The sequence below is a fragment of the Kaistia dalseonensis genome, assembly GCF_030814715.1.
Taxonomy (GTDB): domain Bacteria; phylum Pseudomonadota; class Alphaproteobacteria; order Rhizobiales; family Kaistiaceae; genus Kaistia; species Kaistia dalseonensis.
Genome location: NZ_JAUSVO010000001.1, coordinates 737,506 through 751,631, shown reverse-complemented (window position 1 = coordinate 751,631; position 14,126 = coordinate 737,506). Strand labels below are relative to the sequence as shown.

Sequence of the window (14,126 nt, the reverse complement as noted above, 5' to 3'; positions counted from 1 at the left end):
GCGCGACAACGCCTCCGCTCACGCTCGAACGGCGACTTGTCGTGCGTCATCAGCCAAAGCTGCTTCGCGATTGCCACGGAAGGCGGTTCTTTTTCGGGCGGCCGTCTGCGGACACATCCGCCCGACTGTCCGGGCCTGCGAACCGCGCTTCGTTTCCGCTCCCTTGAACGTTCGCTGCCGGGCGCCCACAATAAGGCCGGCCATTCGGGGAGCTTTCGGCATGTGGGCGTTGGTGATCACGACGTATATTTTCGCGGTGACGCCGGGCGGGCCTGTTGGCACCGACCAGCTTCAGATCGCGTCGACCAACATCACGACGATCGAGGGATTCGCCACGCAGGAGGCTTGTGGCCGCGCCGGCGTCAGCATGACGAACCCAACCGGTCGCGTGCGCTACCTGAATGTCGAGCGTTCGGGCCAGTGCATCTTCAAGGGCGAGCCCAGGAAGCCGCTGGACCAATAACGCGGACGGCATAGCCGCCTACGAATCGCGGCCGCTTCCATCGCGATAGCCTTGCGACCGAATCAAGACGGGAGGGCAGGCTCGCGCCTCCCCTACCGGCGTTTGTCAGACTCGCTCCAGCGCGACGGCGATACCCTGGCCGACGCCGATGCACATGGTCGAAAGCGAGCGGCGGCCGCCGATCAGGCCCAGTTCCAGCGCGGCCGTACCGGTGATCCGCGCGCCGGACATGCCGAGCGGATGGCCGAGCGCGATCGCGCCGCCATTCCGGTTCACGCGCTCATCATCATCGGCGACGCCGAGATCGCGCAGCGTGGCGAGGCCCTGCGAGGCGAAGGCCTCGTTGAGCTCGATCACGTCGAAATCCGCAGCGGTGAGACCCAGGCGCGCCATCAGCTTCTTGGAGGCCGGCGCGGGGCCTATGCCCATGATGCGCGGCGGTACGCCGGCCGCCGCACCGCCCAGAACGCGGGCGATCGGCGTCAGGCCGTATTTCTTGGCTGCCTCGGCCGAGGCGAGGATCAGCGCCGCCGCGCCGTCATTGACACCCGAGGCATTGCCGGCCGTCACTGTGCCGCCCTTGCGGAAGGGCGTCGGCAGCTTGGCGAGCGCCTCGATCGTGGTGGCGCGCGGATGCTCGTCCTTGTCGACGATGACAGGCTCGCCCTTGCGCTGCGGGATGGTCACGGGCGTAATCTCGCGGGCGAGCCGACCGTTCGCCTGCGCCGCTGCCGCCTTGGCCTGGCTGCGGACGGCGAAGGCGTCCTGGTCCGTGCGCGAGACGTTGAAATCCTCCGCCACGTTCTCGCCCGTCTCGGGCATCGAATCGACGCCGTACTGGGCCTTCATCAACGGATTGACGAAACGCCAGCCGATCGTCGTGTCGTGGATCTCGGCATGGCGCGAAAAGGCCGTTTCGGCCTTCGGCATGACGAAGGGCGCGCGCGACATGCTCTCCACGCCACCCGCAATCATCAGCTCCGCCTCGCCCGCCTTGATGGCACGCGCGGCGGTGATGACCGCATCCATGCCGGAGCCGCAGAGACGGTTGATCGTGGTGCCCGACACGCCGACCGGCAGGCCGGCGAGCAGAAGCGACATGCGCGCGACGTTGCGGTTGTCCTCGCCCGCCTGGTTGGCGCAGCCGAAGATCACGTCGTCGACCGCCTCCCAGTCGACGCCGGTATTGCGCGCGATCAGGGCCTTCAGCGGGATGGCGCCCAGATCATCGGCCCGGACCGGCGCAAGCGCGCCGCCGAAACGGCCGATCGGGGTGCGGATATAGTCGCAGATGAAAACGTCGGTCATCTCAAAGCTCCGGAACGATCAAGTCGGCAACCGTGCCGGACACCAGCAATTCGGCGCCGGTCACGGCCTGCAATTCGTCGAAGGACAGCGCCGGCAGCTTCTCCTTCAGGACGAAGCGTCCGCCTTCGATGTCGATCACGGCAAGCGAGGTGTAGACCCGCGTGACGCAGCCGACGCCGGTCAAAGGCAAGGTGCAGCGCTTCAGGAGCTTCGGCTTGCCGTCCTTGGTGACATGGTCGGTGATGACGGCGACGCGCTTCGCGCCGTGGACCAAATCCATGGCCCCGCCGACCGCCGGCACGCCCTTCGGCCCGGTGGACCAGTTGGCGAGATCGCCATTCTCGGCCACTTCATAGGCGCCCAGGATCGCGACATCGAGATGCCCGCCCCGCACCATCGCGAAACTGTCGGCATGGTGGAAGAAGGCGGCGCCCGGCTTCAGCGTCACGGCCTTCTTGCCGGCATTGATCAGGTCCCAGTCTTCCTGGCCCTTTGGCGGCGGCTCGCCGAAATTCAGGATGCCGTTCTCGGTGTGGAAGATCGCTTCGCGGCCCGGCGGCTGATACTGCGCCACCTTCTCCGGGAAGCCGATGCCGAGATTGACATAGGCGCCGTCGGTAATGTCCTGCGCGGCGCGCCAGGCGATCTGGTTGTTGGAGAGCTTCGCGGTCATGTCAGGCAACTCCCGGATAGACGGCGTTGGCGCGGTTCAGATCTTCTTCCTGCTGCGGATCGGCCACCTCGACCACCTGCTGCACGAAGATGCCGGGGGTGATCACGATCTCGGGGTCAATGCCGCCGGCCGGCACGACCCGCCGCGCCTGCGCAACCGTCAGGGCCGCCGCCATGCACATCAGCGGATTGAAGTTCCGCGCCGCAGCCCGGTAGGTGAGATTGCCGTGCGTATCGGCCGTCTCCGCCTTCACCAACGCCACATCGGCCTTCAGCCAACGCTCGCGGACGTAAGCACGCCCTTCGAATTCCTCGACCGGCTTGCCCTTGGCGAGATCGGTTCCATAGGAGGTCGGCGTATAGAAGGCCGGGATGCCGGCGCCGCCCGCGCGGATGCGCTCGGCGAGCGTGCCCTGCGGCACCAGCTCCAGCTCGATCTTGCCGGCCAGGTAGAGATCGGTGAACACCACCGGATCGGCGGAACGCGGGAAGGAGCAGATCAGCTTCTTCACCATCCCGGCTTCGATCAGCGCGGCGAGGCCGACATGGCCGTTGCCGGCATTGTTGTTGATGATCGTCAGGTCCTTCGGATGGCCCGTGGCGAGAAAGCGGTCGATGAGCGCGTGGATCAGCTCGATCGGCGAGCCCGCCCCACCGAAGCCGCCGATCATCACGGTCATGCCATCCTCGATCCCCGCCACCGCCGTGGCGAGGTTTGCGACTGTCTTGTCCATGCGATGTCTCCCTCCGTGGCGCAAAACGCCCGGTGCGAGGTGAAGCGATAGGCCGCGCTCGTGCTTCCGTCCATTTGATTTGTGCGATATGATTCATTTGTTCGCATATCGCTCAAACGCAGAGGTCTGCGCCCGTGACAACTCCCGAACGCGATCTCATGGGCGGCCTTGCCAAGGGCCTCGCCGTCATCGAGACGTTCAGCCCCGATCATCCGCGGCAGTCGATCTCGGAGGTCGCCGTCGCCTCTGGCCTCGACCGGGCGACGGCGCGTCGCTGCCTGCTGACGCTCGCCCATCTCGGCTATGCCGATTATGACGGGAAATTCTTCACGCTGACGCCGCGCGTGCTGCGATTGGGCACGGCCTGCCTCGCCACCATGCCGCTGCCGCAACTGGTTCAGCCACTGCTCGACGAGCTGTCCGACGCGATCGGCGAGAGTTCGTCGGTCTCGATCCTCGACGGCGCCGAGATCGTCTATGTTGCCCGCGCGGCACAGCGGAAGGTCATGTCGATCGCGCTGATGCCCGGCTCGCGTCTGCCGGCCTACTGCACATCAATGGGCCGGGTGCTGCTCGCCGCCCTGCCCGAAGCCGAAGCGCGCGAGCGTCTCGGTTCCGCCCCCCTGCCCCGCCGCACGCCGCATACGCTGATCGAGCCGGAAGCGATCCTGGCCGAGATCGCCCATGTCCGGCAGCAAGGCTATGCCGTCATCGACCAGGAGGTCGAGATCGGCCTGCGCTCGATCGCGGTGCCCCTCACGACCGCGCGACGGGCTACCGTCGCAGCCCTCAACCTCGGCCTGCCGGCCCGCAGCGAGCCGATCGAGGAACTCGTGGCGCGCTATCTGCCGGCGCTGCGGGACGTCAGCACCCGTATGCGGGAAATCCTCCGCTGAACCCGACCGCGACGGAAGACTATCGGTTGCCTGCGGCGATGATGTTCTCCGCCGCCTTCTCACCGATCATCACGGCCGGCGCGTGCGTATTGCCCGAGACGATGGTCGGCATCACCGAGCAATCGGCGATGCGCAGCCCGTCGAGCCCATGCACCTTCAGATCAGGACCGACGACCGCGTCCCCGTCATGGCCCATGCGGGCGGTGCCGACCGGGTGAAAGATCGTCGTGCCGATCTCGCCCGCGAGCCGAGCCAGCGTCTCGTCATCCTCCGGGCCCGGACCGGGCTTGATCTCGGTCGGCCGGTAGCGCGCCAGATGCGGCTGCGCCATCAGCCGGCGCGCATGACGGATGCTGTCGGCGGCCACGCGGCGGTCGGCCTCGGTCGAGAGATAGTTCGGCTGGATCGCAGGCGCCGCCAACGGGTCGGCGCCCGCGGCATGGCTCGATCCGCGGCTCGTCGGACGAAGATTGCACACCGATACCGTCAGCGCGGGCGTGCGATGCAAGGGCTGGCCGAAGGCATCCAGCGACAGAGGCTGAACGTGATATTCGATATTGGCGCGATCATGCGCCGGACTGCTGCGGGTGAAGATGCCGAGCTGGCTCGGCGCCATCGCCATCGGCCCGCTCTGAGTCAGCGCATATTGGAGCGCAATGCCGGCCTTGCCGTGCAGCGTCGCAGCCCGGTCGTTCAGCGTGTGCGCGCCCGTGATCGAGAAAATGGTGCGGATCTGCAGATGATCCTGCAGATTCTCGCCGACGCCCGGCAGGGCATGGGCCAGTTTCACGCCGATCCGCTCCAGCACGTCCGGCCTGCCGATGCCCGAGAGTTCGAGGATCTGCGGCGACCCGATCGCTCCGGCGGAGAGCACTACCTCCTGCCCGGCATGCGCTTCGAAAAGGGCGTTGCCGCGCGAAAAGACAACGCCGGTGACGCGCCGTCCGTCGAGCCGCAGCCGCCGCACATGGCATTCGGTCACGATCGCCAGATTGGGCCGGCGGCGAGCGGGCTCTAGGAAGGCCTTGCGCGCGTTCCAGCGTATGCCGCGCTTCTGGTTCACCGGGAAATAGCCGACGCCCTCATTGTCGCCGGCGTTGAAATCTCGCGAAACCGGAATGCCCATCTCCGCTGCCGCCTTCGCGACCTCGTCGAGGATCGGCCATTTGAGACGCTGCTGCTCCACGCGCAATTCGCCCGTCGTGCCATGCGCCTCATCGGCCGCGCCGAAATGATGCTCTGAGCGGCGGAAAAGCGGCAGCACGTCGGCCCAGCCCCAGCCCGGATTGCCGAGATCGCGCCAGCCATCATAGTCCTGGCGCTGGCCGCGCATGTAGATCATGCCGTTGATCGACGAGCAGCCGCCGAGCACCTTGCCGCGGGGATAGAGCAGGCTGCGGCCGTTCAGCCCCGGCACCGCCTCTGTCTTGAAGCCCCAGTCGAGCCTCGGATTGCCGATGGCGAAGAGATAGCCGACGGGAATATGCACCCAGGGGTGATTGTCGCTCTTGCCGGCCTCGATGAGCAGAACCTTGCGGCGCGGATCGGCCGAGAGGCGATTGGCGATCACGGATCCGGCCGAACCCGCGCCAACAATGATCACGTCGAACGTGCCGAAATCGGCCGGCTGCTGGCTGGCGTCGGGCATAAGGTCTTTCCGCGGAGGTCGCTGGCTTCAGTCGAGGCGCGAAGCCGGCTCGCTCAAAGAAAATGTGACGTTTCGAGAAGCGAGTCGGAACCGTCCAGTTCCTTGTGCAACCGATGCCAGCGCCGGTCGAGGTAGACAAGCGAATGCGCCTCGGGCGGCGCCTCTTCCGGATGGGCCTCGCCCTCGAGCAGTTCGGCCGCGACCAGCGTCGCACCCTCGATCGGCAGCAGGCCGAGGCGCCGGGCACGGAACCATGTGGCGACGCCCGTATAGCGCGGCTCGCCCGTCGGCAGCCGTTCCCACGCGCCGCCCGGCGGAAAGCGGTCGGCGCCGCTCGACGCGCAGAGCTGGGCCAGATCGATATCGGTGTAGCGGAGCAGGTGGATCACCATCGTCTCCGCTCGCAGCAACGGCTCGGACGAGCCGGACTTGGTCGAAAGCGAGAAGGCGACGATCGGCGGCGCGGCGCTGACCGAGATCAGCGAGGATACGGTCATCGCCACCGGTCGGTCGCCTGGATCGGCGGTGATCACGGCGACGCCTGCCGGATGCCGGCGAAAGGCTTCCCGAAAGGCGCTGGTCATCGGATGCGGCTGGCTCATCGGCGTATCTCTTCTGCAGCAGGACGGGAAGGCCGGACGGCACGCGCCGCCCGGCCCCAGGGATTACTTCTTCTCGATCAGGTCGTAGAACTGCCAGACACGGTTGCTCCAGACGCCGCCGAGGTCGCGACCCGCCGAGGTGACGATCGACGGCGCGATCGTGAAGTGGTTGGCGGCCACCATCATCTCGCGGAAGGTGCGCTGGATCACGCCGGCACGGAGCGAAGCGCCACCACCCGCCCGATAGGCGAAGTTGCAGATATCGACGCCGGCTTCGTGGATCTCCGACTTCGCCAGATGCACGAGGCTGATCTGGCGGGTGGACATCTTCTCGCCGGCCTCGGCAAGCGCCTCGATTTCACGCCACGTCTCGAAGACAAAGGCGCGAGCCGCCCGATAACGGGCCTCGGCGCGGCCGTAATCGTACCAGAACTTCTCGCTCTCGCCGATCAGGCCGGCACGGCCCGACTTGGCGCGCGCGAACTTGGCGATCTCGTCCAGCATGCGACGGCCGGTGCCAAGCGCCCAGCCGGTATGGCCGATGGCCGCGAGGCCGACGACGCCGAGGCTGAACAGCTCCTTCTGCCGCATCGGCGGCGCAGTCAGGATCGGGAAGACGAGATCATCGGCGATGAAGACATCTTCCGCCGCATAATCGATGCTGCCCGTGCCGCCGAGCCCCAGCACATCCCAGTTGCCGAGCATCGTGTGCTCGGGGATCGGTGCGTGCGCGCACATGACGATGACGTTGCCGTTCTCGTCCTTGGCGGGCTTGCCGGTGCCGTCATCGACGAAGGCGGCGCTGTGGGAATAGGTGGCGTGGCTGAAGCCGCTGCCATAGCTCCACTTGCCGGTCAGCCGGTAGCCGCCCTCGACCTTCTTCAGCATGCCGAGCGGTGCGCCCTGCCCTGAGAAGCGATTGTCGGTGCCCGGTGCGAAAAGACGCTCGACGGCGCTATCCGGCAGGAAGGCGGCCGACATGGCGCCGATGCAGCAATGCACCATCGACACCCAACCCGCCGCGCCGGAATGCCAGGTGATCGCCTCCAGCAATTCCAGCACCTGGGTTGGCGGCAATTGCGCGCCGCCGAGCGCTTCGGTCGCCAGCAAATGCGAAATGCGCAGCGGCTTCAGCAGTTCGAAGCTCTCTTGCGTCAGTTCGCCGGCCTCCTCGTCGGCCGCGGCGTTCGCCTCCAGCGTCGGCCCGATCTCGGCGATCCGCTTCAGGAGATCGCGATAGTCGACGCTCGAGCCCCAATAGCCGTGCTTGATGGGTTTGTTCATGATCTCTCCTCCTCCTTGAAGTCAGTTCAGCCGGCGAGAAAATCGCCGATCCTGGTCAGCGTCTCGGGCTTTTCCTGCATGACGAAATGGCCGGCGTCCTCCACCAGCAGCAGTTCCGCATCGGGCAGCGCCGAGACGAAGAGCGGCGCCTGGCTCGCCGGCAGCAGCCGGTCCTCCGTGCCCCAGACCACCAGCGCCGGGTTGCTGATGCGTCCGAGGAAGCGGGTCAGGTTTGGATGGCCCATGCCGAACGGCGCCAGCAGCCGGCCGAGCGTCTCGCCCTCGCGGACCCGGTCAGCCCCGAACGCCTCGGCAAACGCCGCATCCGAGCCGTCAGGGAAATAGCGCAGTGCCACGGACACATCGTGCGCGAGATAGCCCGGCAGGTCCTGCGGCGCGAGCGCGCCGAGATTGGTCGCAGGATGAGCGGGGTCGTTGAGCCCGGCCGGCGCGACCAGCACCACCTTGTCGAAGCGCTCGCGCGCCACCGCCGCAAGCTCGGTCGCCATCCAGCCGCCCATGGAGAAGCCGACCAGATGCGGCTTTTCCTCAAGCTCCAGCGCGTCGAGCAGGTTCAGATAATGCAGCACCATGTCGGACATGCCCGATATATGCGGCGCATCACCCGAGAAGCCGAAGCCCGGATGGCTCGGCAGCAGCACGCGGAAGCGATCGGCGAGCCCTTCGGCGAAATCGAAGCCTTCGAGCGTCGATGCACCGTGCAGGAACAGCACGGGCTTGCCCTCGCCGATGGCCTTCACCACCGTCTTCGTGCCGCCGATATCATATTCGAGCGTTTCGAATGAAACGGCCATGTTCAGTCCTCCTCAGACAAATTCGGGCTGGATCAGCACCTTGCATTGCGTGGTTCGCCGGCGAAGGCTCTCGAAGATCTGCGGCACGGGCGACAGATCGATCCGGTCGGTGATGAGAGCCTGCGGCGCAAACGGGCCGCCCCTCAGGGCGTCGAGCGCGACGCCGAATTCGTTGCGCTGGTGGAAGAAAACCGAGAACAGCAGGTTCACCTCCTTGGAAAGCGCGACGAACGGATCCCATTCGTCGCCGCCGATGCAGAGCCCGACGCCGACGACGGTGCCCTGCAGGCGGACAGCGTCGACCGCCGCGGCGAGCAGGCCGCGCTTGCCGACGCATTCGAAGATGATGTCCGGCGGGCCGTCGCAGAGATCGGCGAGGTTTTCGGCCAGTCTCTCGCCCGAGAGCGCGAAGCCGGTCGCCCCGAGGGCAAGCGCCCGGTCGCGCTGGTGCTCGTGGATATCGGCCACCACGATCCGCGACGCCCCCATCCGCCGTGCCCAGAAGGCGACGAGCAGGCCAATCGGCCCAGCGCCGAGGATCGCGACCCTGTCACCCGGCTTCATGCCCGAGCGGACGATGCAATGCAGCGCGACCGAGAGCGGTTCGGCGAGCGCGCCGTCCTCGAGCGCCACGTCATCGGGCAGAATGTGGCACTGGCGCGCCGCGACGGTCGCATATTCCGCATAGCCACCGCCGATCAGCGTCATTTCGGGGCACCTCCCCGGATCTCCCCGCCGGCAGGCATCGCAATGGCCGCAGCCGCGCATCGGCACGACGGCGACGCGGTCGCCGATCCGGAAATCGGAGACATCGGAGCCGAGTGCCACGATGTTGCCGGCGAATTCATGCCCAAGGACGAAGCCCGCGCCGATGCCGAACGGCACCGGGTCCTCCGTTATGTGCAGGTCGCTGCCGCAGATGCCGCAGGCGGCGACCCTGACGACGACCTCGTCCGGCGCCGGCGCGGGATCGGGAACAGTCCCGATCCTGAGCGGAATGCCGACCGTATCGAATATTGCTGCTTTCATGGTCCCCTCCCTCCTCAGCGGTTCTGATCGACGAGCTTGCGCCGGATCGGGAACCACGGCGCATCCCATCGCTTGGAGACCAGGCCCCATATGCCGGTGCGGGCATAGAGCGCCACCAGCAGCGTCATCAGGCCGAGCACGACGAAATAGCTCGCGCCATATTCACCGAACCAGCGATCTGCGATGAAGTAGATCAGCGAGCCGATCAGCACGCCTTCGATGGAGCCGATGCCACCGACCATCACGATGAAGATGGCGACGTTCGCCCACATCGGGTCGAAGGCGGAGCCGGGCGTGATGCGGAGTTGCGCCATGAAATAGATCGCGCCAGCCAAGCCGCAGCCGACCGCCGAGGCAATGTAGATCAGGAAGCGCAGCTTCGCGACATTGACGCCCTGGCTCGCCGCGGCGACGGGATTGTCGCGCATGGCGATCAGCGCGAGGCCGAAGCGCGAACGCAGCAGCCAGTAGCTGCCGCCGAGCGTGACGAGCAGCATGCCGGCGCAGAGCAGCGACATGGCGACATTGCGCTCGAAGGACGAATAATCCTTCATCACGCGCAGCGACATGCCGGCTCCGGCATTGACGATCGGCAGGTTCGATGCCGCCAAGCGGAACACTTCGGCCACGACCCACGTACCGATCGAGAAATAGGGTCCATCGAGGCGGTGCAGCAGGAAATAGATCGGCACGGCCAGCGCCGCCGGCACCAGCAGCGAAAGGAAGACCGCGACGAACGGGTTGATGCCGTAGGTCTGCGCCAGCACGAAGAGCGCATAGCCCGCCGCGCCCATGAAGGCCTGCTGACCGACCGAGACGAGACCGGCATAGCCGGCGAGCAGGTTCCACATCTGCGCGACCGCGATGTAGCAGCAGAGCACCAGGATCGAGCGGATCGTTCCGGTCGAGGCCCACCACGGCATGGCGGCGATCGCGACCAAGGCGAACACGGCCAGCGTCATCGCGATCCGGCCCGACGGGGTCTGGCGCTGGACCTGGACCTCGGGCACTTCGGCTGCGGGATACGGGATTGCGCTCATGTCGTTGCCTTTCCGAACAGGCCCTGCGGGCGGGTCGCCAGCACGATCAGGAAGACGATGTGCCCGGCGAGGACGCCGAAGCCCGGATCGATGCGGAAACCGATAGCCTGCGATATGCCGAGCACCATGGAGCCGAGGAACGCTCCCCAGACGGCGCCCATGCCGCCGATGATCACCGCCTCGAAGGCGTAGATCAGCTGGGCCGGGCCATCGGCCGGCGCGACGGTCGAGCGCAGCGACTGGAAGACGGCGGCAAAGCCGAGGATGCCGACCGCCGCCGCCGTCGCCATCGCATAAACGGCGCGGGGGTTGATGCCCGTCATGGCCGCCGCCTCGACATCCGCCGATGCGGCCCGCAGCGCGCGGCCGAAGCGCGTGCGCTTCAGGGTCAGGTCGAGGCCCCAGGTCAACGCGGTCGCCACCACCAGCACGATCACCGGCAGCAGGCCGATATAGATGCCGCCGATCTCGATCGACTGGCTTTCGAGGCCATGGCCGGGCAAGGACCGGCTGTTCGCCGACCAGATCTGCAGCATCAGGTTCTGCAGCGCGATCGACAGGCCGAACGTGGCGATCAGCGAGGGCAGCGGATCGCTGCCGACCACCTTGTTCAGGACGGCCTTCTGCAGCACCCAGCCCATCAGCACCGCGAGCGGCACGAGGACGATCAGCACGGGCAGCGGCCCGAGCCCCCAGGCGGTGGCCATCGATATGCCGATCAGCGACAGCAGGATCACCAGATCGCCATGGCTGATGTTCACGATCCGCATGACGCCGAACATCAGCGCCATGCCGAGCGCATATTGGGCGTACATGCCGCCCAGCAGGATGCCCTGCACCAGTGCGTCAAACCACTCCATGGCCCGCTCCAAAATAGGCTTTGCCAATCTGCTCGCGCGTGACGTCGGCGGACCTGCCGGTCAGGGTCACGCGGCCCTCCAGCATGCAATAGAGGCGGTCCGAGGCGGACTGGGCGAGGCCCACATCCTGCTCGACCACGATCACCGCCGTGCCCGTGGCGCGGATCTCCGGCAGGGCGGCATAGATCTCGCGGATCACCTTGGGCGCGAGGCCCAGGCTGATCTCGTCGCAGAGCAGCACGCGCGGCTGGCAGAGCAGCGCACGGCCGATCGCCACCATCTGCTGCTGCCCGCCGGAAAGGCTCTGCACCTGGGTGCGTGCCTTTTCCTTCAGGATCGGGAACAGCTGGTGAACGCGCGGAAGCGTCCATCCGCCCTTGGCGCCGATGCGCGCGGCCTGGTCGATGGCGACGCGCAGATTGTCCTCGACCGACATGCCGGTGAAGAGGCGACGCCCTTCCGGGACGATCGCGACGCCCTTCTGCACCATGCGGTCGGTCGCGGTCCCGCCGACGGGCTCGCCATCCAGCCTCACCATGTCGCGGGCGACGGGAAGCAGGCCCATGATCGAGCGCAGGAAGGTCGACTTGCCCGCCCCGTTCGCGCCAATCAGGGCCACGGCCTCGCCCTGGTGCAACTCGGTGTCGACGCCGTAGAGCGCCTGGAAATCCCCATAGCGGGCGATGAGCCCCTGGGTCGAAAGAACGGCCGTCATACCTCGATCCCCATATAGACGCGCTGGACCTCGGGCAGCGCGATCACCTCGGCGGGTACGCCTTCGGCGATCTTCTCGCCGAAGTTCAGCACCAGCAGCCGGTCGGCCACCGCCAGCAGCGCATGCAGCACATGCTCGATCCACACGATGGTGATGCCGCGGTCGCGGATGCGGCGCACCAGCGCCACCAGCGCCTTCGATTCATCGTCGGTCAGCCCGCCCGCTATCTCGTCCAGAAGCAGGAGCTTCGGGTCCGAGGCGAGCGCACGCGCCAGTTCGAGCCGCTTGCGGTCGAGCAGCGTCAGCTTGCCGGCGGAGACGTTCGCCTTGTCGGAGAGCTCGCAATCGCGCAGGACCTGCGCGCAGAAGGCATAGCTCTGCTTCTCCGACCGGCCGCCGCCAAACGCGGCGGCGACCAGCAGGTTCTCGAAGGTCGTCATGCCGGAATAGGGGCGCGGGATCTGGTAGGTCCGCCCGATCCCCATCTTGCAGCGCCGGAACGGCGGCTCGCCGCGCAGCGCGGTGTCGCCGAGCTGGATTTCGCCCGCCGATACCTTCAGATCACCGCTGATCATATTGAACAGCGTCGTCTTGCCCGCTCCATTCGGGCCGAGGATGCCGAGCACCTCGCCCCGATGCACATCGAAGCTCACCTCATGCAGGACGCGGACGGCGCCGAAGGATTTCGACACGCCGCGCGCTTTCAGCAGGATCTCGCTATCCATTACTCCACCCGCGTCCTGTCTCATCTCACCACGCGATCGGCTGGATCGCCTGCTGGGGCGCAAAGAGCTGATTGACCGTGTTGTCCACGATCTTCAGGTCGTATGGCCACTTCTCGCCCTTCACCCACTGGCCGCCGAAGATCGGCGTCTTGCAGATGTTCTTGTGCGGCGAGCCGTCGAACTTGATGTGCCCGACGAGCGACTGCAGGTCGGTGGCGGCCATCGCGTCGCGGTTGGCCTCGCGGCTGAGCGGGTCGGACGAGCGCTTCAGAATGTCGATCGCGACCTCCAGCAGCGCGTGCGAATAGCCAAGCGGCTGGGTCCACTGCTTCTTGGTATCGGCTTCCCACTGGTCGGCGATATCCTGGCTGACCTGGCCGGTGAGCGACGACTTGAAGGGGAAGGCCGGCGTCCACCAGACCTCCGACGACATGCCGTTGCCGAGCGGACCCATGGCCTCGACGCCGCTCGGGAACAGGAGCGCCGCCGCCACGGTGATCGCCTTGGGCTTGAAGCCCTGCTGGTTGCACTGGGTGACGAAGGTCTTCAGATCATCGGGATAGGTGATGCCGCCGATGATCTCGCAGTTCTGCTTCTTGAACTCGGAGATCTGGGCGGAGAAGTCATTGGTGCGCGGCTGGAAGTAGCCGGGCACCACGACCTCGTAGCCGGCCTTGCGCGTCGGCGCCGGCAGGCCGTACTCGTCATTGCCCCAGGTCTCGCCGTCAATGTTCTGGGGGAACAGCATGCCGACCTTCTTGTTGGTCTCCAGATGGTTCCAGAGCCCGACAAAGGTGTTGAGCGCCTCGTCGAGGCCCCAGAAGAAATGGTAGGTCCACTCGAAGGTCTGCTTGCCGCCGCCGCGCGGGAAGACGACGGCCTGCCACGGTGCGCCGGACGAGAGGCACGGCGTCTCGTAGAGTTCGGCCTGCTCGGCCGCCGGCAGGATCGTGTCGGTGGTGGAGGCGGGAAGCAGCAGCTGGATCTCGTCGTTCAGGATGAGATTGCCCGCGATTTCGGCCGACTTGTTCGGGTTCGACTGGCTGTCGCGATCGAGGATTTCGATCTCGTAGGTATTGCCGTTCGAGGACTGCAGCTGGCCACCCAGCAGGGCGCGGATCTTCTGCAGCGTATAGCCATCGGTCTCGCCGAACAGAGCCAACGGGCCGGTTGTCGGGCTGATATAGCCGATCTTGATCTTGCCGGCGCTCGCGGCACGGGCATAGCCCGGCAAAGCGAGCGTGCTGGCGGCTGCACTGGCGCCGAGCCCCTTCAGCACGCTTCGGCGGCTGGGGCGCAGGCCCGACTTTACAATGCGGTTGTAGTAAGTCATCC

15 protein-coding genes are annotated in these 14,126 nt (G+C 66.6%); 2 read left to right on the top strand and 13 right to left on the bottom strand.

Features of this window, described 5'->3' with window-relative positions; all coding sequences use genetic code 11:
- Nucleotides 1–220: 220 nt before the first annotated feature.
- Nucleotides 221–463, top strand: a complete 243-nt coding sequence (locus QO014_RS03435) for a hypothetical protein (RefSeq protein WP_266347239.1) — start codon at nucleotides 221–223, stop codon at nucleotides 461–463.
- 105 nt (nucleotides 464–568) lie between these two features.
- On the opposite strand, the gene pcaF is transcribed toward QO014_RS03435, so the two are convergent.
- Genes pcaF through QO014_RS03420 form a run of 3 tightly spaced genes read right to left on the bottom strand, consistent with a single transcriptional unit; the run spans nucleotide 569 to nucleotide 3,177 of the window.
- On the bottom strand, nucleotides 569–1,771 hold the full coding sequence (gene pcaF / locus QO014_RS03430) for a 3-oxoadipyl-CoA thiolase (RefSeq protein WP_266347238.1): 1,203 nt from the start codon (nucleotides 1,769–1,771) through the stop codon (nucleotides 569–571).
- A 1-nt stretch (nucleotide 1,772) separates the two neighbouring features.
- Complete coding sequence (locus tag QO014_RS03425) at nucleotides 1,773–2,444, bottom strand: 3-oxoacid CoA-transferase subunit B (RefSeq protein ID WP_266347237.1); 672 nt, start codon at nucleotides 2,442–2,444, stop codon at nucleotides 1,773–1,775.
- 1 nt (nucleotide 2,445) lies between these two features.
- Nucleotides 2,446–3,177 carry a 3-oxoacid CoA-transferase subunit A gene (locus QO014_RS03420; RefSeq protein ID WP_266347236.1) on the bottom strand — a complete coding sequence of 244 codons (732 nt, stop codon included), beginning with the start codon at nucleotides 3,175–3,177 and terminating at the stop codon, nucleotides 2,446–2,448.
- A gap of 134 nt (nucleotides 3,178–3,311) precedes the next feature.
- Between QO014_RS03420 and QO014_RS03415 the strand changes: the two genes are divergently transcribed.
- Complete coding sequence (locus QO014_RS03415; RefSeq protein WP_266347235.1) at nucleotides 3,312–4,073, top strand: IclR family transcriptional regulator domain-containing protein; 762 nt, start codon at nucleotides 3,312–3,314, stop codon at nucleotides 4,071–4,073.
- A gap of 19 nt (nucleotides 4,074–4,092) precedes the next feature.
- Here QO014_RS03415 and QO014_RS03410 read toward each other — a convergent pair whose 3' ends face one another.
- The 10 genes from QO014_RS03410 to QO014_RS03365 form a co-directional block, all read right to left on the bottom strand.
- Nucleotides 4,093–5,721: a GMC family oxidoreductase gene (locus QO014_RS03410; RefSeq protein ID WP_266347234.1), complete on the bottom strand. Its 1,629-nt coding sequence runs from the start codon at nucleotides 5,719–5,721 to the stop codon at nucleotides 4,093–4,095.
- Between the two features lie 53 nt (nucleotides 5,722–5,774).
- Nucleotides 5,775–6,323 carry a flavin reductase family protein gene (locus QO014_RS03405; protein ID WP_266347233.1) on the bottom strand — a complete coding sequence of 183 codons (549 nt, stop codon included), beginning with the start codon at nucleotides 6,321–6,323 and terminating at the stop codon, nucleotides 5,775–5,777.
- 63 nt (nucleotides 6,324–6,386) lie between these two features.
- Nucleotides 6,387–7,607, bottom strand: a complete 1,221-nt coding sequence (locus QO014_RS03400) for an acyl-CoA dehydrogenase family protein (RefSeq protein ID WP_266347232.1) — start codon at nucleotides 7,605–7,607, stop codon at nucleotides 6,387–6,389.
- Nucleotides 7,608–7,633: 26 nt separating this feature from the next.
- Entirely contained in the window at nucleotides 7,634–8,422 is a 789-nt protein-coding gene (locus tag QO014_RS03395; RefSeq protein ID WP_266347231.1) for an alpha/beta fold hydrolase, read from the bottom strand.
- 12 nt (nucleotides 8,423–8,434) lie between these two features.
- Nucleotides 8,435–9,451, bottom strand: a complete 1,017-nt coding sequence (locus QO014_RS03390) for a zinc-dependent alcohol dehydrogenase (protein ID WP_266347230.1) — start codon at nucleotides 9,449–9,451, stop codon at nucleotides 8,435–8,437.
- Nucleotides 9,452–9,465: 14 nt separating this feature from the next.
- Complete coding sequence (locus tag QO014_RS03385) at nucleotides 9,466–10,491, bottom strand: branched-chain amino acid ABC transporter permease (protein WP_266347229.1); 1,026 nt, start codon at nucleotides 10,489–10,491, stop codon at nucleotides 9,466–9,468.
- Entirely contained in the window at nucleotides 10,488–11,351 is an 864-nt protein-coding gene (locus tag QO014_RS03380; RefSeq protein ID WP_266347228.1) for a branched-chain amino acid ABC transporter permease, read from the bottom strand. The genes QO014_RS03385 and QO014_RS03380 overlap by 4 nt, the downstream gene beginning before the upstream one ends.
- Complete coding sequence (locus tag QO014_RS03375; RefSeq protein ID WP_266347227.1) at nucleotides 11,338–12,066, bottom strand: ABC transporter ATP-binding protein; 729 nt, start codon at nucleotides 12,064–12,066, stop codon at nucleotides 11,338–11,340. The genes QO014_RS03380 and QO014_RS03375 overlap by 14 nt, the downstream gene beginning before the upstream one ends.
- On the bottom strand, nucleotides 12,063–12,791 hold the full coding sequence (locus QO014_RS03370; protein ID WP_266347226.1) for an ABC transporter ATP-binding protein: 729 nt from the start codon (nucleotides 12,789–12,791) through the stop codon (nucleotides 12,063–12,065). Before QO014_RS03370 ends, QO014_RS03375 begins: the two co-directional genes overlap by 4 nt.
- Before the next feature lie 25 nt (nucleotides 12,792–12,816).
- Nucleotides 12,817–14,124, bottom strand: coding sequence for an ABC transporter substrate-binding protein (locus QO014_RS03365; RefSeq protein ID WP_266347225.1), 1,308 nt, complete (start codon nucleotides 14,122–14,124; stop codon nucleotides 12,817–12,819).
- Nucleotides 14,125–14,126: the final 2 nt, after the last annotated feature.